At 43.9% G+C, this 17607-nt stretch carries 17 protein-coding genes and 1 other RNA gene; 10 read left to right on the top strand and 8 right to left on the bottom strand.

Translation table 11 applies throughout. The features are described from left to right. Nucleotides 1–63: 63 nt before the first annotated feature. Complete coding sequence (locus tag L865_RS0101670) at nucleotides 64–288, bottom strand: DUF3820 family protein (protein WP_028771633.1); 225 nt, start codon at nucleotides 286–288, stop codon at nucleotides 64–66. Nucleotides 289–802: 514 nt separating this feature from the next. On the opposite strand from L865_RS0101670, the gene L865_RS0101665 reads away from it, so the two are divergent. The 7 genes from L865_RS0101665 to L865_RS22860 all read left to right on the top strand — a co-directional run bounded on the left by L865_RS0101665 (nucleotide 803) and on the right by L865_RS22860 (nucleotide 6788). Continuing rightward, nucleotides 803–1546: an AAA family ATPase gene (locus L865_RS0101665; RefSeq protein ID WP_028771632.1), complete on the top strand. Its 744-nt coding sequence runs from the start codon at nucleotides 803–805 to the stop codon at nucleotides 1544–1546. Beyond that, entirely contained in the window at nucleotides 1506–1913 is a 408-nt protein-coding gene (locus L865_RS0101660; protein ID WP_028771631.1) for a hypothetical protein, read from the top strand. The genes L865_RS0101665 and L865_RS0101660 overlap by 41 nt, the downstream gene beginning before the upstream one ends. Nucleotides 1914–2167: 254 nt before the next feature. After that, the gene (locus tag L865_RS0101655) at nucleotides 2168–3559 is read left to right on the top strand and encodes an ABC transporter substrate-binding protein (protein ID WP_037470399.1); all 1392 of its coding nucleotides are present in this window, start codon (nucleotides 2168–2170) and stop codon (nucleotides 3557–3559) included. After that, nucleotides 3556–4125: a hypothetical protein gene (locus L865_RS24775; RefSeq protein WP_157577395.1), complete on the top strand. Its 570-nt coding sequence runs from the start codon at nucleotides 3556–3558 to the stop codon at nucleotides 4123–4125. Before L865_RS0101655 ends, L865_RS24775 begins: the two co-directional genes overlap by 4 nt. A 126-nt stretch (nucleotides 4126–4251) precedes the next feature. Then, complete coding sequence (locus L865_RS24770; RefSeq protein ID WP_157577393.1) at nucleotides 4252–5280, top strand: GGDEF domain-containing protein; 1029 nt, start codon at nucleotides 4252–4254, stop codon at nucleotides 5278–5280. An 86-nt stretch (nucleotides 5281–5366) separates the two neighbouring features. Continuing rightward, nucleotides 5367–6188 (top strand): M90 family metallopeptidase, encoded by an 822-nt coding sequence (locus L865_RS0101645; protein ID WP_037470364.1) that lies wholly within the window; start codon nucleotides 5367–5369, stop codon nucleotides 6186–6188. 60 nt (nucleotides 6189–6248) lie between these two features. After that, the gene (locus L865_RS22860; RefSeq protein ID WP_051484388.1) at nucleotides 6249–6788 is read left to right on the top strand and encodes a nuclear transport factor 2 family protein; all 540 of its coding nucleotides are present in this window, start codon (nucleotides 6249–6251) and stop codon (nucleotides 6786–6788) included. Between the two features lie 23 nt (nucleotides 6789–6811). Here the strand turns inward: L865_RS22860 and L865_RS0101635 are convergent, their stop codons facing one another. The 5 genes from L865_RS0101635 to L865_RS0101610 all read right to left on the bottom strand — a co-directional run bounded on the left by L865_RS0101635 (nucleotide 6812) and on the right by L865_RS0101610 (nucleotide 14272). Further along, entirely contained in the window at nucleotides 6812–8293 is a 1482-nt protein-coding gene (locus tag L865_RS0101635; protein WP_028771628.1) for an HDOD domain-containing protein, read from the bottom strand. Nucleotides 8294–8793: 500 nt separating this feature from the next. Further along, nucleotides 8794–10416 (bottom strand): malate synthase A, encoded by a 1623-nt coding sequence (gene aceB / locus L865_RS0101625; RefSeq protein WP_028771627.1) that lies wholly within the window; start codon nucleotides 10414–10416, stop codon nucleotides 8794–8796. Nucleotides 10417–11357: 941 nt separating this feature from the next. Next, nucleotides 11358–13163 carry a tetratricopeptide repeat-containing diguanylate cyclase gene (locus L865_RS22855; RefSeq protein WP_051484387.1) on the bottom strand — a complete coding sequence of 602 codons (1806 nt, stop codon included), beginning with the start codon at nucleotides 13161–13163 and terminating at the stop codon, nucleotides 11358–11360. After that, on the bottom strand, nucleotides 13147–13362 hold the full coding sequence (locus L865_RS0101615) for a hypothetical protein (protein ID WP_028771626.1): 216 nt from the start codon (nucleotides 13360–13362) through the stop codon (nucleotides 13147–13149). Before L865_RS0101615 ends, L865_RS22855 begins: the two co-directional genes overlap by 17 nt. 106 nt (nucleotides 13363–13468) lie before the next feature. Further along, complete coding sequence (locus L865_RS0101610) at nucleotides 13469–14272, bottom strand: SAM-dependent methyltransferase (protein WP_028771625.1); 804 nt, start codon at nucleotides 14270–14272, stop codon at nucleotides 13469–13471. Between the two features lie 335 nt (nucleotides 14273–14607). On the opposite strand from L865_RS0101610, the gene L865_RS0101605 reads away from it, so the two are divergent. Continuing rightward, complete coding sequence (locus L865_RS0101605) at nucleotides 14608–15132, top strand: outer membrane protein assembly factor BamE (protein ID WP_028771624.1); 525 nt, start codon at nucleotides 14608–14610, stop codon at nucleotides 15130–15132. Between the two features lie 144 nt (nucleotides 15133–15276). Here the strand turns inward: L865_RS0101605 and L865_RS0101600 are convergent, their stop codons facing one another. After that, nucleotides 15277–15609, bottom strand: coding sequence for an RnfH family protein (locus L865_RS0101600; protein WP_028771623.1), 333 nt, complete (start codon nucleotides 15607–15609; stop codon nucleotides 15277–15279). 67 nt (nucleotides 15610–15676) lie between these two features. Next, nucleotides 15677–16108 (bottom strand): SRPBCC family protein, encoded by a 432-nt coding sequence (locus L865_RS0101595; protein WP_028771622.1) that lies wholly within the window; start codon nucleotides 16106–16108, stop codon nucleotides 15677–15679. A gap of 205 nt (nucleotides 16109–16313) precedes the next feature. On the opposite strand from L865_RS0101595, the gene smpB reads away from it, so the two are divergent. Together smpB and ssrA are read left to right on the top strand one after the other, a co-directional pair. After that, nucleotides 16314–16808, top strand: a complete 495-nt coding sequence (gene smpB / locus L865_RS0101590; protein WP_028771621.1) for an SsrA-binding protein SmpB — start codon at nucleotides 16314–16316, stop codon at nucleotides 16806–16808. Nucleotides 16809–16908: 100 nt separating this feature from the next. Further along, nucleotides 16909–17264, top strand: a transfer-messenger RNA (tmRNA) gene (gene ssrA, locus L865_RS24765). Nucleotides 17265–17607 lie beyond the last annotated feature (343 nt).

The raw sequence follows: 17607 nt of genomic DNA, 5'->3' as shown, positions 1-17607 counted from the left end.
AGTAGCTAATTACTATTTGATTGCAAACTTTTAGACTTAGCTCTCATTTGCTGCTAGGCGCGCCTATTTGTCGGGAACTTTATTCAATAACGGCTGCAACATCTGCTCCAAGCCATTGAGTTTTATCTCGTACATTAACGCCAATTGCTGACCTAACTTACCTTCTGGGAAGCCTTTTGAGTGGAACCAGACCAAATAGGGTTCAGGTAAAGTGAGCAGTTTTCGTCCAGCATATTTACCAAAGGGCATCGTTTGATTGATTGCCTCAACCAATTGCTTCTCGTCCAACCAGCACTCTCCTATCATTCAATAATCAGCTCATGGGTTATTGGAACACACCGCGCTTACTGACGCTAGTCGCAACTTGGCGTGTGCTCGCCTTAGCTCTGATTTAAGACCTATATCAAATATATATAACAAAGCCTTACATACTATAAATATAGTTATAAGAAATGGATTATTAGCAGCGATTTTACGACAAACACCCGGCAAGTTCAGCCAGCATTTAGCAGTAACATCGGTGTAACATACTGTATTTGTTTTATTATCTAACCATAACTAAACCGAGAATCAATCATTGTCAATTAACTGTCTTATTGCCAGAACCGTCAAGGGATTAACATCAGTCAAAAAAACAAAAAACGTCAAAAATCATACAGTTGACCCTCGATTAATAAGCCTCTAAATTTGATCATAGACACGCAGTTAACTCATTAAAGTTGCACTAATTTCATTGCGATACCTGCGGTTTTATCGGGTCTCGGACAGGCGCAACAACACCAGTACAAGCAAGGGGAAGCATATGATCATACTCGTCGGCGGAGAAAAAGGAGGAAGCGGCAAGAGTTGCATTGCGCAGAATCTAGCCGTTTTTCTCAGTGCAGAATGCGGCGCTTCCATAATCATGGTCGACTGTGACCCCCAGCGCACGACATCAGACTGGATTCAAGCAAGAAATAACAATCCAGAACTCACCAGCATTAATTGCGTGCAACTATATGGCAAGATTCGTAATGATCTTCTCAGCTTAGAGCAACACTATGACTATGTCATCGTTGATTGCGGTGGCCAAGATAACTTGGCACTGCGCGCCACTATGTCTGTGGCATCCCATGTACTGATGCCGCTTCGCCCTAAACGTCGCGATCTGAAAACGGTTAGCCACATGGATGATATTGTCGCGACGTGTATGATGATCAACCCTAAAATGCAGGCCTCGTTTGTCATTACTCAATGCCCTAGCCTGCCCAATCAAGCTAACCGAATTTTTGAAGCAAAAGATGTGTGTCGCACCTATGACATCAATGTGCTCGATGCTATCACTTACAGTCGTAACATCTACGGTGACAGTGAAGAGTCAGGTCTATCAGTGATAGAAATTCAACCAAATGGCAAAGCCGCTGACGAAATTCGCGGTATAGCCTGTGAGCTATTCAATGTAAAAAGTGCCACAGAGGTGCGCAATCAACTGGCGCAAAAACAGCAAGCCAAAATAAGGGGTGATTATGGGACTGGCAGATCTCAAGAAAAACTCTACGCAATCTAAGCGCCAAACCCATATCGATGTGCCCGAACAAATGTCATTGGATGACTTTATTGACGGCTTCATTGATCAGGCTACCACTTATGCTGCTGGCGGTGAACAATCCAACAGCATTGCAGAAATAATAGAATTTAAACCTCATCAGGAGGACAAACAAACGGTTAATCCGGTTCGTACAATAGGTAAAGGCAATGCCCCATTTAGGAAAGCTACTTTTACCTTGAGCGAATCAGCCATTAGTCATCTAGCAGACTTAGCCAGTGGTTGTGATGTGGCCAAGTCAAAACTAATACGCTTCCTCATTGAGCATCATTATTCGCTCAGTGATGATGAACGTAGAAGAGTCGAAAAATCTATCATAGTTGAGTAGACAAACTGTAACACCAAAGTATGTACGCGATCTTTTGGGTTCCTCCCAACCTTTCACTGGCAGCTTACTTTTCCCATAAAGTACTTTCCGAGCTGCCAGTTTTTTTCTTTTGCAGCCTCCAATTGTAAATAACAAGTAAAATAATTATGTACAAGTTTAAGCTAGGATAGTATTAATACTATATCCAAGCCGTTTTACTGGAGTATTGTTTGGTGCAAAAGTTCTTTGCTGCGATTTTCATCTATTACGCTTTCATGGTATCAAACAATACTTATGCCCAATTCACACTCGCTGAAATTCCGCCGCTGGACAATAAAAAGCCGCTCACTCTGGTAGCCGAGAAGGGTTTTTGGACCGATTATCTGCAACAACAACTGCTACCTAAGTTCACCGCCCAAACCCAAGTCCCCGTCAATGTAGTCTCACTGCCACTTGAACAGATGTACCCTTTGCAAACTCAGTCATTACTCGCGGGCAAAGGCCAATACGATCTATTAACCATGGAAGCCGGTTGGGCCAAAGAGTGGGCATCCAATGGATATACTGTGCCCTTAACAGAACTCGCCAGTTTGTATGACCCCCAAGGCGAGCAAGCGATGAACCATTACTTAGAACCTTATTATGCCTCGTTACTCAATATTCTATCTTACCGCAACCAAGTGCACGCCATCCCCTACAACAACTATGTAATGGGTAACCACTATCGCTCTGATCTATTTGAACATGCTGAAGAGAAAGCCAATTTTAAAGCCCGTTATCATTATGCTTTAGCACCACCCCGTGACTTTAAACAGCTACTCGACATCAGTGAGTTCTTCACACGCCAAGCAGGAGACACTTTAGCCGGGCAACGCCTAAATCAACCTTTTTATGGCCTGACCTTGATGGCCGGTAAGCGTCCCCATATTAATGATGAGTTTTCCAGTATTTTGTGGAGCCTTGGCGGACATTGGATGAAGCCCAATTATCAACACGATGAGCTCAGCCTGTTCACCATTAGCGCCGATAACCAACCACTGAGACAAGCCGCAGAAATCTACCGTCAACTGCTTCAATACGCCTATCCCACTGATAAAAACTTCGCTTTTGAGCAAGCAGCCAATGCGCTAGCTAACGGCAAAGTGGCGATGTGGCCCTTTGCCTACAACAACTTATGGCAAGCATCTTATAAAGCAGAGCAAAACATTAACGGCGCCCGTCTTAAGGTCACCCAAGTGCCCGGCGGGAAGCCCTACAATGGCGCCTATGCCTTTGCCGTTGCTTACGACTCACATAATCCCACTGCGGCATATTGGCTGCTTAAGTACATGGGATCATATCAAGCACAATATGACTACGCACTGGGTGGTGGTAATCCGTGTCGTGCTGATGTCGTATTGTCAGCCGAACTGGGTCAACCGCAACTCAGGGCCATTAATGGTGCGCTAACCGCAAGCCACAAAGCCAACATCTCCTGGGCTAAAAATATCGCCAACCAAGGACACTTTACCAGCAGTGCTATGGGCAGAATCTACCCTGAACTGACTAAGGCTTGCTATCAACTCGCGAATAAAAACAATGATATCGACAGCCAAGTACAGTTACTTCGACAGCGGATTCTTGAAATTCAGAATCACCATGGTGAGGTTCCAGCGATCGTAAAATGACTATGACAAAGCCACTAAAAAGCCTTAAACAACGGTCAAGATTTGTCTTTATCGTCATTGCAATGATGTCGCTCGCTATTGGCAGTGTGTCACTGTATTTATCGACTCAACTGCAACAACGAATTGACAACTTAGTTAATCACGACACGGTTAAGATAACCACCGCACTGCGTTTAGCCAAAGATGCTCAGCGCCTGCAAGTGATCACTAATCAACTCAAATCGTTTAGTTCAGAAACTCAAAGGCAGCAACTACTACACGCGCTATCTACCCAGTGGCAACTGCTGATATCAGCTACGCAACAACTGCAATTAATCCCTTTACCTGACAATAAAAAAGCCCGGTTGGTTAAGTTCGAATCACGACTCATCAAAGAGCAATCACAACTGCCTTTACTTAACTCCTTAACTCAATCAGCTTTTTCGGCTAATCAAGCAATAGCCGCAATTGAAAGCCAACTAATAGAGGATGAAGAGCAGATTTTTAACGCCATACAGCAACAGTTAACGGTGTACGACCAAAAAATGATGCAAAGCTTACAACATGCGCCGAAAGCATCATTATAGGCGCAGCTAACACAACATCAAACCTTAACGGAGCTACTACATCAATTTCAACTGCTGTTCGCTGAGCTTAATCAGCTGCGCCATACCAAAGATATATTGACTATCAATCAGATCCAGCGGCGAACATTGAGATTGTATTTACAGTTAAAATATATCGAAATCGACGATAGCCAAAATCATCAACTTACTCAAGATTGGCTAGCGCGTTTAACGCCTTTGTTAACGGGGCAAAATAACCTCTTTCAATTGAGTCGGAACGCGGTTAATACCGACGCCATTGCCGATGCCCACCTCGATCTGCAGGCTGAATTTTCGCAGCGTATATCCGACTACACGTTAGATTTTGTCAGTCGCAGTGAATCTAAACTTCAACAAAGTGGAGAGCAACTTAAACAAGAAAGTGACTGGTTCGTAATTCTCATTTTCTGTGCGGGCGTGCTTTACACTTTAGTGGTTGCCTTGACTAACTGGCGCTTAATCTCACAAGGCATAGTCGAACCAGTAATCGCCACCAGCTCTGCCATGCACGCGATCGCCAACGAAAAACCACACACACCTTTGCCGCAAACCAATAACCTTGAACTGCAACAAATGGTCAGCGCCCTAACAACCCTAAAACGCTATGCCACCAAGGTTAAGTCCATTTCTGAAATTGACGGCCTGACAGGGGCATTTAATCGACGTTACTTCGACCAGCGGTTAACAGTAGAGATGCACAAATCAATGCAGTACCAACAACCGCTAGCCTTATTACTGTTTGATATTGATCGATTTAAACAATTTAACGACAGATACGGCCACGTTGCCGGAGATGAATGTTTAAAGACTATCGTCAAAACCATCACTAAGGTTGATGGCGTGACTGACGGAATCTTTGCGCGTTACGGTGGTGAAGAATTTGTGCTGTTATTACCAAATACGCACCGAGAAGCCGCTTTCAATCTAGCAAAAAAAATGAAACATGCGGTACGATTACAATCTATCCCCCATCAAGACTCTGAGTTTTTTGGCATGCTGACGATAAGCATTGGCCTGTGCTGCACCACCATCAACGAAAAAGACTGTGCCACGACACTAATCCAACGTGCAGATGAAGCATTGTATCTGGCTAAACACAGCGGTAGAAATACCATCAAGGTTGACGAAACCGACTAGAAATTAAATCTTATACCAATCATTGAAAAGCGGTCCTTACTCCCCTATATCAATAATAACTAATTAATTTGTGTACGGGATAAGCCATGATGATTGCGTTAATTTTTTTGCTCAGCACCGTGGCTATCGCGTGGGTGGCCACCAGCCAGGTGCGGCTCACGCGTCGGCGTCAACGCATCGCCAATAAACCGTTTCCTCGACAGTGGCGCAAAATACTGCAAACAAAGGTTCCTTACTATCGCCACTTACCAGCAGATTTGCAGTTACAACTAAAAAAACATATTCAAATATTTCTCGATGAAAAGGCTTTTGTTGGCTGTGATGGCATGGTGATTAATGATGAGATTCGACTGACAATTGCTTCTCAAGCCTGTTTGCTGTTGTTAAACCGCCCAACCAATTACTACCCTAAGCTACGCAAAATTCTAGTCTACCCCAGTCCCTTTATCGTCAGTAACCAAATGGTGGCGCAAGGTGGGGTTGTCTCCGAGCAGCAACGGGTACTAGCGGGTGAGTCGTGGGAAACAGGCACGGTAATACTGTCATGGCAAACCACCCAAAAAGACACAGCAAACCCTTGTGATGGAAGCAATGTTGTTTTGCATGAATTTGCCCATCAGCTTGATCAAGAAACTGGCCCCGCGAATGGCGCACCACAACTGGACAACACTGAAGATTATCAGCAATGGTCGCAGGTGTTAGCAAACGAGTTTGAGCGCTTGCAAAATGCCGCTCACAGTCATGAGTACTCACTGTTTAGTTATTATGGTGCAACTAACCCCGCCGAGTTTTTTGCGGTCATCACCGAAGTATTTTTTGAGCGTCCCCACGCGCTGTTTACTGAGCACCGTCATTTATATCTACAACTCAGTCACTTTTTTAAACTTGATCCAGTAAACTGGCATTAGTAGATAAAATAAATCACTAGCCACAGCCAAACTGGGTAAGGTAAAAGGATGATAACAATAATGAATAAGCTGTTCGGCCATAAGAGAGTAACACTGAATTTCGCGCTAGCATTTGGGGTTTTATGCTTAACTTTGACGGGCGCCAACGCTGAGACACAGTCTCAAGGGCACTCGCTCGCCAGCGCGATGGCAAAAGACTCGGCAGGAAAGGTACTTGATAAGTTGCATCACTATGCCGCCGATGCCGATTGGGACAATTATTTTGCCCTGTATAGCAAAGATGCGGTCTTTATCGGCACCGATGCAGCAGAGTATTGGGACATGAAACAGTTCGCATCCTATGCGCGCCCAACCGACGGCTGGCGCTATCAGCCCATTAGTCGCCGCCTGATGCAATATGGCGATACTATGGTGTTTGATGAGTTATTAGACAGCCAATCATATGGCACAAGCCGCGGGACTGGCACCTTGATTCTGAACGAAAATGGCTGGCAGATCGCCCAGTACCACTTGAGTTTCCCCATCCCCAACGATATTGCTAAATCTATTACCCAACAGATTAAGACCCACGAGGCGGGCGTACGCAACAGTGAACAGTAAAATCTAAGTTTGGCGTTTAAAGGTTAATGGGCGTGCAAAGCTGCGCCCAAACACACATTGGCCAGCTGGGCAAAATGGGTAAAGCCATCATATTCAATCGCGGTAATTACGCGCTCGGTTTGCAACCTGTCAGCAAAAATCACCCCAATCACTTTAGAGTCCACCACCACAGGCGCCAACATAAACCCATGGTGGCTGGTTAATCCACGCAGTTCATCATCAATATACATACGCCATTTACTGGAATTGGGGTCATCGACAAACATGGGGCACTTAAGTGAGATTGCATCAGCAAACACTCCGCTTTTTTGCGAGACATCGACCATAAAATCCTGCTTCATCTGTTCAGACTCTTCGCCTAGCACTAGTCGAGGTTGTAATCTTTTACGATTGGGTGATAGCAACATCAAGGCACAGCGATCAACCCCCAAGCCTTCTAGTATGCCTTCAAGTGTTACCGTAAGCACACGATTAAAGTCGGCTTGCTCCACTGCGCAGTTGGTAAGCTCTCTGAGTTTCTTTAGCTGAATTAATTGATTGGGCTCACGCACAAACTGCTCAACTTCTGCCACTTGATAATCTAATGTCAGTAGCTCAGTCTTGGGTAGAAAATCTACCAGCACCTTAGCACCATATGCATCAGCAAGCTTTGCCGTTGCCTTAGTGCAGCGGATCATCCGGCCTTTAAACTCATCAACTTCAACATCGAGCATCTCTGCGGCTTGAGTTATCCGTAGGTTTAATGCGGCTAAATCAACGTTAGGCTCTGCCATTAATTCACTTATCTTATTCGCCAGAAAAATAGCGCGAATTTCAGGGGTGCGCTCATCGGGATGACTGAGCGATTTAAGTAACACTTCTCCCAGTCCCCAACTTCTGGCAATACCCATTGATAGCTGATTAAAAGAGCCGCCTAGATAGTGGCGCACCGCCGCTTTTTGCGCCTTGTCATCTTCGCATTCATTCAGCAGCCTATCGAGCTGCTCAGTGGGTTCTCCCCCCATGCTCCAAAATGCACTTTCACCAAGTTGGTATAGCAAAGCGGCAACAAAGACCTCTTCTTGTAATTCTTCGCCGTGTTCTTTTAGCATCATCTTCGACAGCATCGCCGCCTGAAAAGAACTCGCCATTAACTTAATTAAGCGCTGATATACGTTCTCAGACAAGCCTTTATTTTCTAGCAGGCTACTCAGCAATTTGGCAGTGATACAAATATTTCTAATAGTATCAAAACCTAACACCACAGCCGCACGGCTAACGGTGGTAACTTGCGTAATGCCTTTACTGTAAATGGCACTATTTGCCACCTTAAGGATTTTTGATGTTAACGCATTATCATGCATCACACTGCGGCCAAGAATCGCCAAAGAGGACACATCATCTTTAGCCAGCTTCTCTAAAGATTTGACGGTAGAGCATAGCGCGGGCATCTCCTGCTCGCTGATACGCTGGGTCCAATAATCGACTCCCTTCGATTGATGTGGATGAGGATTGGTCGTTTTCAAAACGCTCTCTTAATTTGTAGGGGCGCAAAGGGACAAGATATTAAATTGAGTATTACTCTCATCTATAGATGAGCCCATAGTAACGCCCGTTAAAATCCTCTGCATTTATCTTATAAACATAGCGGATATTATGCTGTTATACCTAGTAATTATAGCGACAAATAATACCTTATTTTACCAATGGATGAGCGCTTATTGACCTAAATCATACATTAGTTGGTTAATCATGGTGCACGGGGACAATCAATTTGCATGGATAACTCAATGGCTAAAAAAGCGCGACAACGTGTTGCACTAGGGGCAAGTAACAAAAATTTGGATAAAAAAAGCGACTCAATGAGTCGCAAACACAAGCAAGGCTATCGTAGCAATAGAAATGAATAGCCCAGATTAAAAGCCCGCATCGCACGTAGGAATACAACGCGGGAACAACCGGCACACGTGTGGCAGATTGAAAAGGGTGGTAAATTTAAGCATGATGTTAATAGCCAGGTTAAGCGCTATGCCGTTAACATCTCGTAGCCAGGTAAAGTCAGAAAATCAACTAACTCATCTGCAAGGGTTATTTGCTCCAGCAATACCGCGGCCTGAGTATAGTTACCATGGGTAAAGCTATCGGGTCCCACTTCTGTTTTAACCGTGGCAAGCTCTTCTACCAACATTGTCTTAAACAAGGCTTTAGTGACCAACTCACCGCTGTCTAAACGCTGTTGATGTTTAATCCATTGCCAAATAGATGCGCGCGAGATCTCAGCTGTCGCAGCGTCTTCCATTAATCCATAAATGGGGACACAACCATTACCGCTGATCCAAGCTTCTATGTATTGCAATGCGATACGAATGTTTAGGCGCATACCCGCTTCTGTTCGCTTGCCATCACAAGGGCTCAACAGCTCTCTTGCTTGAATAGGCGCATCTACATCGCGGGTAATGTGCAATTGATTGACATGATTATTACCAATAAATTCATTGAAAATACTCATCGCAGTATCTGCAAGTCCTGGATGGGCAACCCAAGTACCGTCGTGACCATTGCGGGCTTCAAGTTCTTTATCGCGGCGCACCTTCGCAAGCACTTCATTATTTTCGCGCTCAGTTTTCGCCGGAATAAATGCAGCCATTCCTCCCATAGCCAAGGCCCCACGTTTGTGGCACGTTTTAACCAACAAACGCGAATAGGCGTTCAAAAAGTCTTTGTCCATGGTTAAATCTTGGCGATCAGGCAATATCCGGTCACTGTGTTGTTTCAGCGTTTTGATGTAGCTAAAAATGTAGTCCCAGCGGCCACAATTAAGGGCGACAATGTTAGAACGTAGCTCATACAGGATTTCATCCATTTCAAACACGGCTGGAAGCGTTTCTATCAAGCAAGTACATTTAATCGTGCCTGGCGCTAAGCAAAAACGTTGCTCAACATAGTTAAATACTTTTGCCCACCAGCGCGCTTCAAGATGACTTTCCATTTTAGGAATATAAAAGTAGGGACCAGAGCCATTTTCTAGCAGCTGCCTGTGGTTATGATAAAAGTACAAGCAAAAATCAACTAGCGCCGCAGCGATTGGCTTATCGTTGAATTCAAGGTGCTTTTCTGGCAAATGCAAACCGCGCACTCGGCAAATCAATACCGCGGGATCATCGTTAAGGCTATAGTGCTTACCCGTTTCCGGTGCAGTGTAGCTGATGGTACCGTTAACAGCATCCATCAAGTTTTGCTGACCCTCTATGACCTTTTTCCATGTTGGAGCTAGAGAGTCTTCAAAGTCGGCCATGTAGACTTTTGCATTAGCATTTAGCGCGTTAATCACCATTTTACGATCAACTGGGCCAGTGATCTCTACCCGTCGGTCCTGCAGATCGTCAGGAATGCCGCGGATCTGCCAGCGACTATCGCGGACTTTTTTAGTTTCAATCAGAAAGTCGGGTAACTCTCCGCCATCAATACGCTGCTGCTTTTGATTACGGGCCTGTAGTAATTGCTCAACCTCGGGACCAAACATCTCACACAGTTTGGTAAGTAGCCCAAGTGCACCAGATGTTAGCACTTGCTCTTGTCCTGCAACCTGCTTCCCTTTAATGGCAATTCCTGTCGCGGTCGGCGCTCTTTCTATTGTTTGAATTGTCATCCATCTGCCCTCTTATGCAATTAAACTATCTTTACGGTGAGCTAAATCGTTTATCGCGATTGCTAATATTAAACTGTCACCAAACTGAAACCTGACTAAAACCTAACCACAAAAAATGTCGATTGCAACAAAGCTGTAACCTAGAATCGCTTGCGAAACAATGTAAAAACCATGAGTTAAAATGGTAAAGCCAGACAATTAAAACCCTAAAAATCAGTAACTAAATAAGAAACCCAAGCCATTTTACTTTTAACTTTTCAATTTGTCAGACAAATTGACCATCAAGCTCAACAAGAAAGTTATTACGTAATTAAGCAACTTAAAGTAAATATAACTTTCCAGGCAAATAGCAAATTTAGACTAGGCGGATTAATAATCGGCGTTTGGCTTTACCTGCCACGGAAAGAAGGCAAACCATTAATAATCAATACCTTAAGTAAAGAATCAATCAACAGTAATTCAAACGAACGTTTTAATTTTACGTTTACGTAAACTAGAGGTAAAAGGTTAAGACTAGATATGCAAATGGCAGATTAGTATGTCGATCAACATCGAAAATTAAATTGGTTTACCGACAAAAAAACTAAATAAAATCTCATAAAACCGCCTTAATAGCAGAAATCACTAAAAATAAGCTAATTAGTTCTAGTGTTTAGCCTATCTCTATATTTGTGTACAAAGAGGTGATTACGCGGATAAATAAGATGGATTTACATACTTCAGAGGCTTGGCTAACGAGCAAGCTTGTCTAACTGAGCAATAAGCAAGGTGATGCTCCACCAGTTTGAACAGCCAAGCCAATGCATACAACTAACTATGAGTTACCAAACTAACCACTCATAACATCGACAAAACTTTAGCCTTAACGCTGCTGATTGAACCTGCCATAAAAAAAACAAAGACACTGTCTTTGCTTTTTTAAGGGTATTTAAAGCTAATCGCTAGCCCAATGCGAATTTACTCTGGTAAGCATTCGGTAGCGTTTCTCCACTATTATCAAGCTGAAACACCACAGTATTACGGCCAGCTTTTTTGGCTCGATACATGGCTAAATCGGCGCGGTGGGTAATAGGGTCCAAGCTCAAATCGTCAGCTAAGTTACTGGTAACGCCAAAGCTGGCTGTGATATCAAAGGTATAGTTATTATATTTCCCTTCTATTGCAGCAATCCCTTCACGACACAACTCAGCAATTTGTTGCGCTGCCTCGCTGTCACGGTTAGGCAGGAAGATCGCAAACTCTTCCCCACCCATCCGCACCAACATATCCTGGCCGCTAATACACTTGCGCACCACCTTAGCAACCTGCTTAAGACTCCAATCACCGGCATGATGGCCATAACTGTCATTAATCAGTTTGAAATTATCTAAATCTAATATAATAACGCTAAATGGTTTATGGTAAGCGACAGTTTTAACGTAAATATTCTCTGCCAACTCTTGTCCTATGCCGCGATTATAGGCACCAGTGAGTGGGTCAAACTGGGCCAGTTTTTTATAGCGCTGCTTTTGTACTAAGGTGGTTATACCAAAAATAGAGACTAAAACCATACCGCCCAATGTCACCAATAAAATCATACTATTGCGACTATCTTCTAGCGCCTTCAGTTCTTGACGGGCACTGTACAACTCGCGATCTTGTTCAAGCATTCTTACCTGACGAGTCATTTCGCCGTTTTCAAATTTGGCCATATGATAAGCCTGTGCCTTGGCTTTAGTTTCATCGAGTAATGTTTTAGCTAACGCTTGGTGCAAAGCTAAAGAGTCATACGCCTGTTGGTAATTACCTTCTGCATGGGCTAAATAGGCAAGCACTTTACTAGCAATCACTTTATTTTCGATATTTATCGGCGCTTCAGGTAACGCCATAATCGCATTTGCAGCCAATTTTGCTTGGGCGGGTTGCTGCAAATGGTAATAGGTTTCAGCCAATAATGCGGTAACGCTATTAAGCTCCATTTGAAAAGCAAAAGTTTCATAGCCCGCCTGCGCCTCCAATAACAAGCTCAACGCTTCTGAATAATTTCCCCGCTTAAGGTGGGTTTCGGCTTTGCCTTTGTTGCTCATAGCAACAACTAAAGGAATATTGTTGGCTGCACAAAAATCTTGGGTAATCTGGAACAGCTTTTCTGCCTGCATATACTTAGCTTGTTTAAACTCTGCAACAGCTAAAAACAATGAAGCATAGCAATGGTTTAGCGGGTCAGTATCTTTACTCAACTGCCAAACAAGCTGGGCGTAATGTGTCATTTCGCTGTAGGCTTCTAAACTGGCATATAAATTTGTTAAACGTAGGTAGGAGCTTATCTTAATATCCAGTTCATCTAATTGCTCAATCCGTGAGAGGTTTTTGGCAATGATGTCAAGAGCACTCTCATAATCCCCGAGACTCAAATAAGTGGTAGCTTGATATAAATAGTTACTGGTTAACCTTGAATTTGACACCGTTAACCGCTCTGCATGTTGCAGGTTATCTAATGCCAACTGAAACTTACCATCTAACAAATGGACAATACTTTGACTGATCAACAAGCGGCTCAGTTGCTCATTACTTAGCTCACTTTTTAGTGCAAGTAACCTTTCTATTTCAGCTCTAGCTTGTTGCGGTTTGGCAACTTGAATACTCTCTAAGTGGTCCAAGGCCGCTTCATAACTGGCGCGGCTTTCTGCCATGGCAGGCATGACACCTGACAAGCAGAAAGCAAGTACTAAAAATAGAGAGCGAGTAAAACTACTTTTTGTTGGCATGAATAACAGTAAACGCCTGTCTTGATTTACCATCACCTAAGAGTTTCTTTATATCATCATCGTTACCCGACATCACCACCTTAATTTCCTTATCAGTCACACCATTGGCTTGCATCACCCCAACAGGGTCTTTCTTATAGGCTTCGAGTAATTTTGCATCTGTGCCTAAACGCTCGAAAAAATCACTTAACTTTGACATGGTCTCTCCCTTTTAGACTTTCGTTGGTTTATTGTTATTCATACACTTGCTAACTATAGCTAGCATTTCACTATTAACCTTAATCTATCTTATATCTGCCTTAAATCTAGCCTAAATCCGTCGCAGATATCCCAAGCTTGCTAAGTATTTCATTATTATGGCTCAAGGGTTTAGATGGCGGCACCAGCAATGTCGTAATGCCAGATAACTTGGCTTGCGGCAGTGATGCAAGAGCAATGCGCTCTATGCGTGGCTGCAAAGTCGCCAAGCTCGCCGCTTCATACAATACCACTTGATGCTCAGCCGGATACCACTGCTGCAACTGCTCCACCAACACCTGTAACTTTTCACTAGTGGTAGAAAATTGCGTCAGTGTATGTTCACCCGCAATACCAATTTGCCAAAGTAACAAATGGGCGCAAGGATCCGGCGTATGCTGATAAAACATAAACTGACTCGCTTCAAAACTTTGGTGACCACAGCTGCCAGGATCAATGCCCAAATCAGCCCATAAACAATCTTCAGCTGAAATCCCTGGCAACATTTGAGCGCTATAACCTTCTTCTGTCGCTTGCTCTATGGCTAAGTGCGAAACGCAAGCAAACACACCTGGATGGCCATAAAAAGCACAGACAACATCTTTGCCATTTTTAACCTCTGTGAGAATCGCATCAACCATTTGTGCGTAACTATCGCGACGATTTTTGATCTCTCCAGCCTTAGCATAATAGCCTTGCAGTGATCGTACATCGTGGTTGAGCTTTTCAAGCCATCTCTCTGTGTAGGCTTCAGGAACTAACGAAAACACTACATCTGCAGACTCGATGTAGCTTTTAGCAAGTACACTTATCTGCCCCGCTAGCTGCATTCCCGTGCCTACACACACCAAACTGCCCTGCTTTTGCGCCATCTATTTTCCAGTATTCATTAAGGTGGTCAGTAAATATTTAACGTTCGCTTACTTGGGTGATTCTTCATCTAACTCATTGCATTGTTGCGACTTTATAATGACTTTGCAATAGCTTGTTAGCAATTTACTTGTAGCAAGTTACCTTGAATATTTCTGTGATATAAAAATCAAAATGTGCACTTATCCAGCAGCAAACAACGAACAAGATGAACTTAATCATCTGATATGAGTCTCAATGCTCAAGGTTTTAACAACAATAGAAGACAATAGCGCTTGTCAGCAGGGTAAGTGCTTGGTTATCATGGCCGACAGATTTTTAGGATGTAACGCAATCAATGACCGATATAAAGCCAAGTAAAACGACAATTAAAAAACGAAGTCTGACTCTATTAGGTGCTGCAGCGCTTTCTCTATCATTGAGTGGCTGTGGTGTATTTGACTGGTTAGTCTACAAGCCTGATATTCCTCAAGGTAACTACGTAGAAACTCAACAGGTTGAGAAGCTTCGTATAGAAATGACCAAAGAGCAGGTAGAGTATATTCTCGGCCGCCCTGTGTTACGAGATAGCTTTGCTGATGACACTTGGTATTATGTTTACCATTATAAAAATGGCCGTAATGCGCAAATCACCCACAAAGAGCTCATTATCCACTTTGACGGTGACCAACTCAGTAAAGTGGATGGGGATTATGAGCTAGACGACGATTTCAATACTCCACTTGAGCAAAGTTCATTACCTGAAATTGCACAGGAGCTGAGTAACCAAGGTGACTTAGAACCACTTAACCCAGAAGTGCGTCCTGAAGCGAAACCCGAAGTCGACGAGCAGCCACTGAACGAGCTCAAAGAGTTCGAATAAGCACTCAAGAAAAATTAATAAAAAAGGTCGAATACTGAGGTATTCGACCTTTTTTGTGTCACTTAGGCAACTCAATTTGTGGCTAATTGATTTAGGCTACCCCTTCGCCAATTGATGCCAAGCTATGATTTATCATATTAATGGCTAGACACGTCCACCAGTGATTTTATTGGCTCTGCCTTCATCTTTGGCTTTTTCTGCGCGCTTGCGGCGCACATCTTTAGGATCGGCAATTAAGGGGCGATAAATCTCCACCCGCTGCCCAGGTTGCAATACCTCATGGTGCTTAACCGCACGACTGAAAATCCCCAGTTTAACCTTAGCTAAATCAATATCAGGAAAGAAACTTGCCATGTCACTGAGCTCTACAGCCTCTATGCAGGTAGTACCCGGTGCTACGGTCACTTGAATGCGCTTTTGTTGCTCTGGCAAGGCATATATCACCTCAACCGCAAAGTTATCTGTTTGGTTTGACACGCCTGTGCCCTCTACAACGTTGATAAATACGATCTCACTTAGTCATGCTATATCTGCGGATATTGCTTTACTTATAAACGACTTTAGCGCGCTCGGTAAAGGCGGTGACCATTGAAGCCATCAACTCTTTAAAAATCCGCCCAAACGCCATATCCGCCACACTGCTTGAGAATTCAAAATCGAGTTCGAAATTCACTTTACAGGCATCTTCTGTCAGCTCAGTAAATACCCACTCACCGCGCAAATGCTTAAAAGGGCCATTTTCCAGTGCCAACTCTATGCGTTTACCCGGTACCACTTGGTTACGTGTGGTAAACGTCTTACTGATGCCCGCTTTAGCCACGTCGACCGACGCTACCATGGTTTTACCATCAAACTCGAGCACTTTACCGCCCACACAGCCGGGCAGAAACTCTTTATATGACTCAACATCATTAACTAACTGGTACATCTGCATTGCGCTAAAGCGAACTAAAACGCTACGGGAAATCTGTGGCATCGATTTAAGTTACCTATACAAGTATCTGAACGGTTAAGGCTAAAAGCAGCAAATTTTAACATGCTAACCGCGTAAGTACACCCACACAAAAACCACCATTTAAGCGAACAAAAAAACCGCAAACTGTCATCTGATCGCGCTAATTTCTATAAATAATGACAAAGGGGAATTCCAAATTGGCAAGGCGCGCGTATAATGGCCGCCTATGGCTAAGAAAAACGCAAAAAAATCAAAGAACCCACCAGCAACAATCGCACGTAATAAACGCGCGACTTTCGATTACAAATTCGAAGAGAAGTTTGAAGCTGGCTTATCCTTAATGGGATGGGAAGTAAAAGCAATTCGTGTGGGTAAAGTAAACCTGTCAGAAAGCTATGTCTTCATGCGTGATGGCGAAGCTTGGCTGTTTGGTTGCACCATTACGCCGCTAAATACCGCTTCGACTCACGTGGTATGCGATCCAATGCGCGATCGTAAATTACTATTAAACCGCCGTGAACTCGACAAGCTACAAGGACTGGTAGACCGTCAAGGTTATTCTATTGTCCCCATCTCCATGTACTGGCGTAAAGGCGCTTGGGTCAAAATGGAAATTGGCTTAGGTAAAGGTAAGAAAGAACACGACAAGCGCGACGACACCAAAGAGCGCGAATGGAAGATTGAAAAATCACGTACGATGAAAAAAGCGGTTCAACAGTAAGTTGCACGCGTAAAACGTACGGATAACGAACAATCGATTGCACTTGTGGCATTTATCCTTGTTAATCGAGGAAAGCACAGGTTACAATCAGTTTGTACTTGGGGGCGATTCTGGATTCGACAAGATTCACGAAACCCTAGGAGCATGCCGAGGGGCGGTTGGCCTCGTAAAAAGCCGCACAGTTATAGTTGCAAACGACGATAACTACGCTCTAGCAGCTTAGGCTCGCTAGCCATCTTGCTCACGTTTCTCAAATGGGCAGAGTATCTAGATGGTCACCTTTACATTTGATAGCGAGGGAACCTTGTTCAGGGGTGAACCGCGAAACAGTACTGAACTCGCCAATTGCAATCCTGTCTTTCGGAGTGTACTTGGTTAACCAAAAGAGAGACTAAGCATGTAGCGCCGAGGATGTAGGCTTTTTGGACGCGGGTTCGAGCCCCGCCGCCTCCACCAATTCAGAAAAGGCCCCAACACGAAAGTGTTGGGGCCTTTTTTATTGGTTGGCAATTTAGATTGCAATACTACGGGCGAGAGGCCGCATAAGGGTTCGACACGTTTGTCAGGAACAACGCCGTGGCTCCACATAAAATAGCCAGTTGAACGTCGCTCGCGGCGGCTCTGATGGGGCGAGTATCAGGATGATACGAGTAATACCAATCAGTATAAGAATTTGATCTACTCAGCGCGCTTTTGGCAAACTAATTCAAGGCGAATAACTGAAACAATGGTTGCTCCCTTGTGAGGTTATTCAACGCAGAAGTAGGTAGCCAAAAACGCGCCAGAATGGCGAGTTTTA

Origin of the sequence: Shewanella waksmanii ATCC BAA-643, from assembly GCF_000518805.1 — a bacterium.
In the GTDB taxonomy this organism is placed as follows: domain Bacteria; phylum Pseudomonadota; class Gammaproteobacteria; order Enterobacterales; family Shewanellaceae; genus Shewanella; species Shewanella waksmanii.
This window is presented reverse-complemented; position numbering and strand designations above follow the sequence as displayed.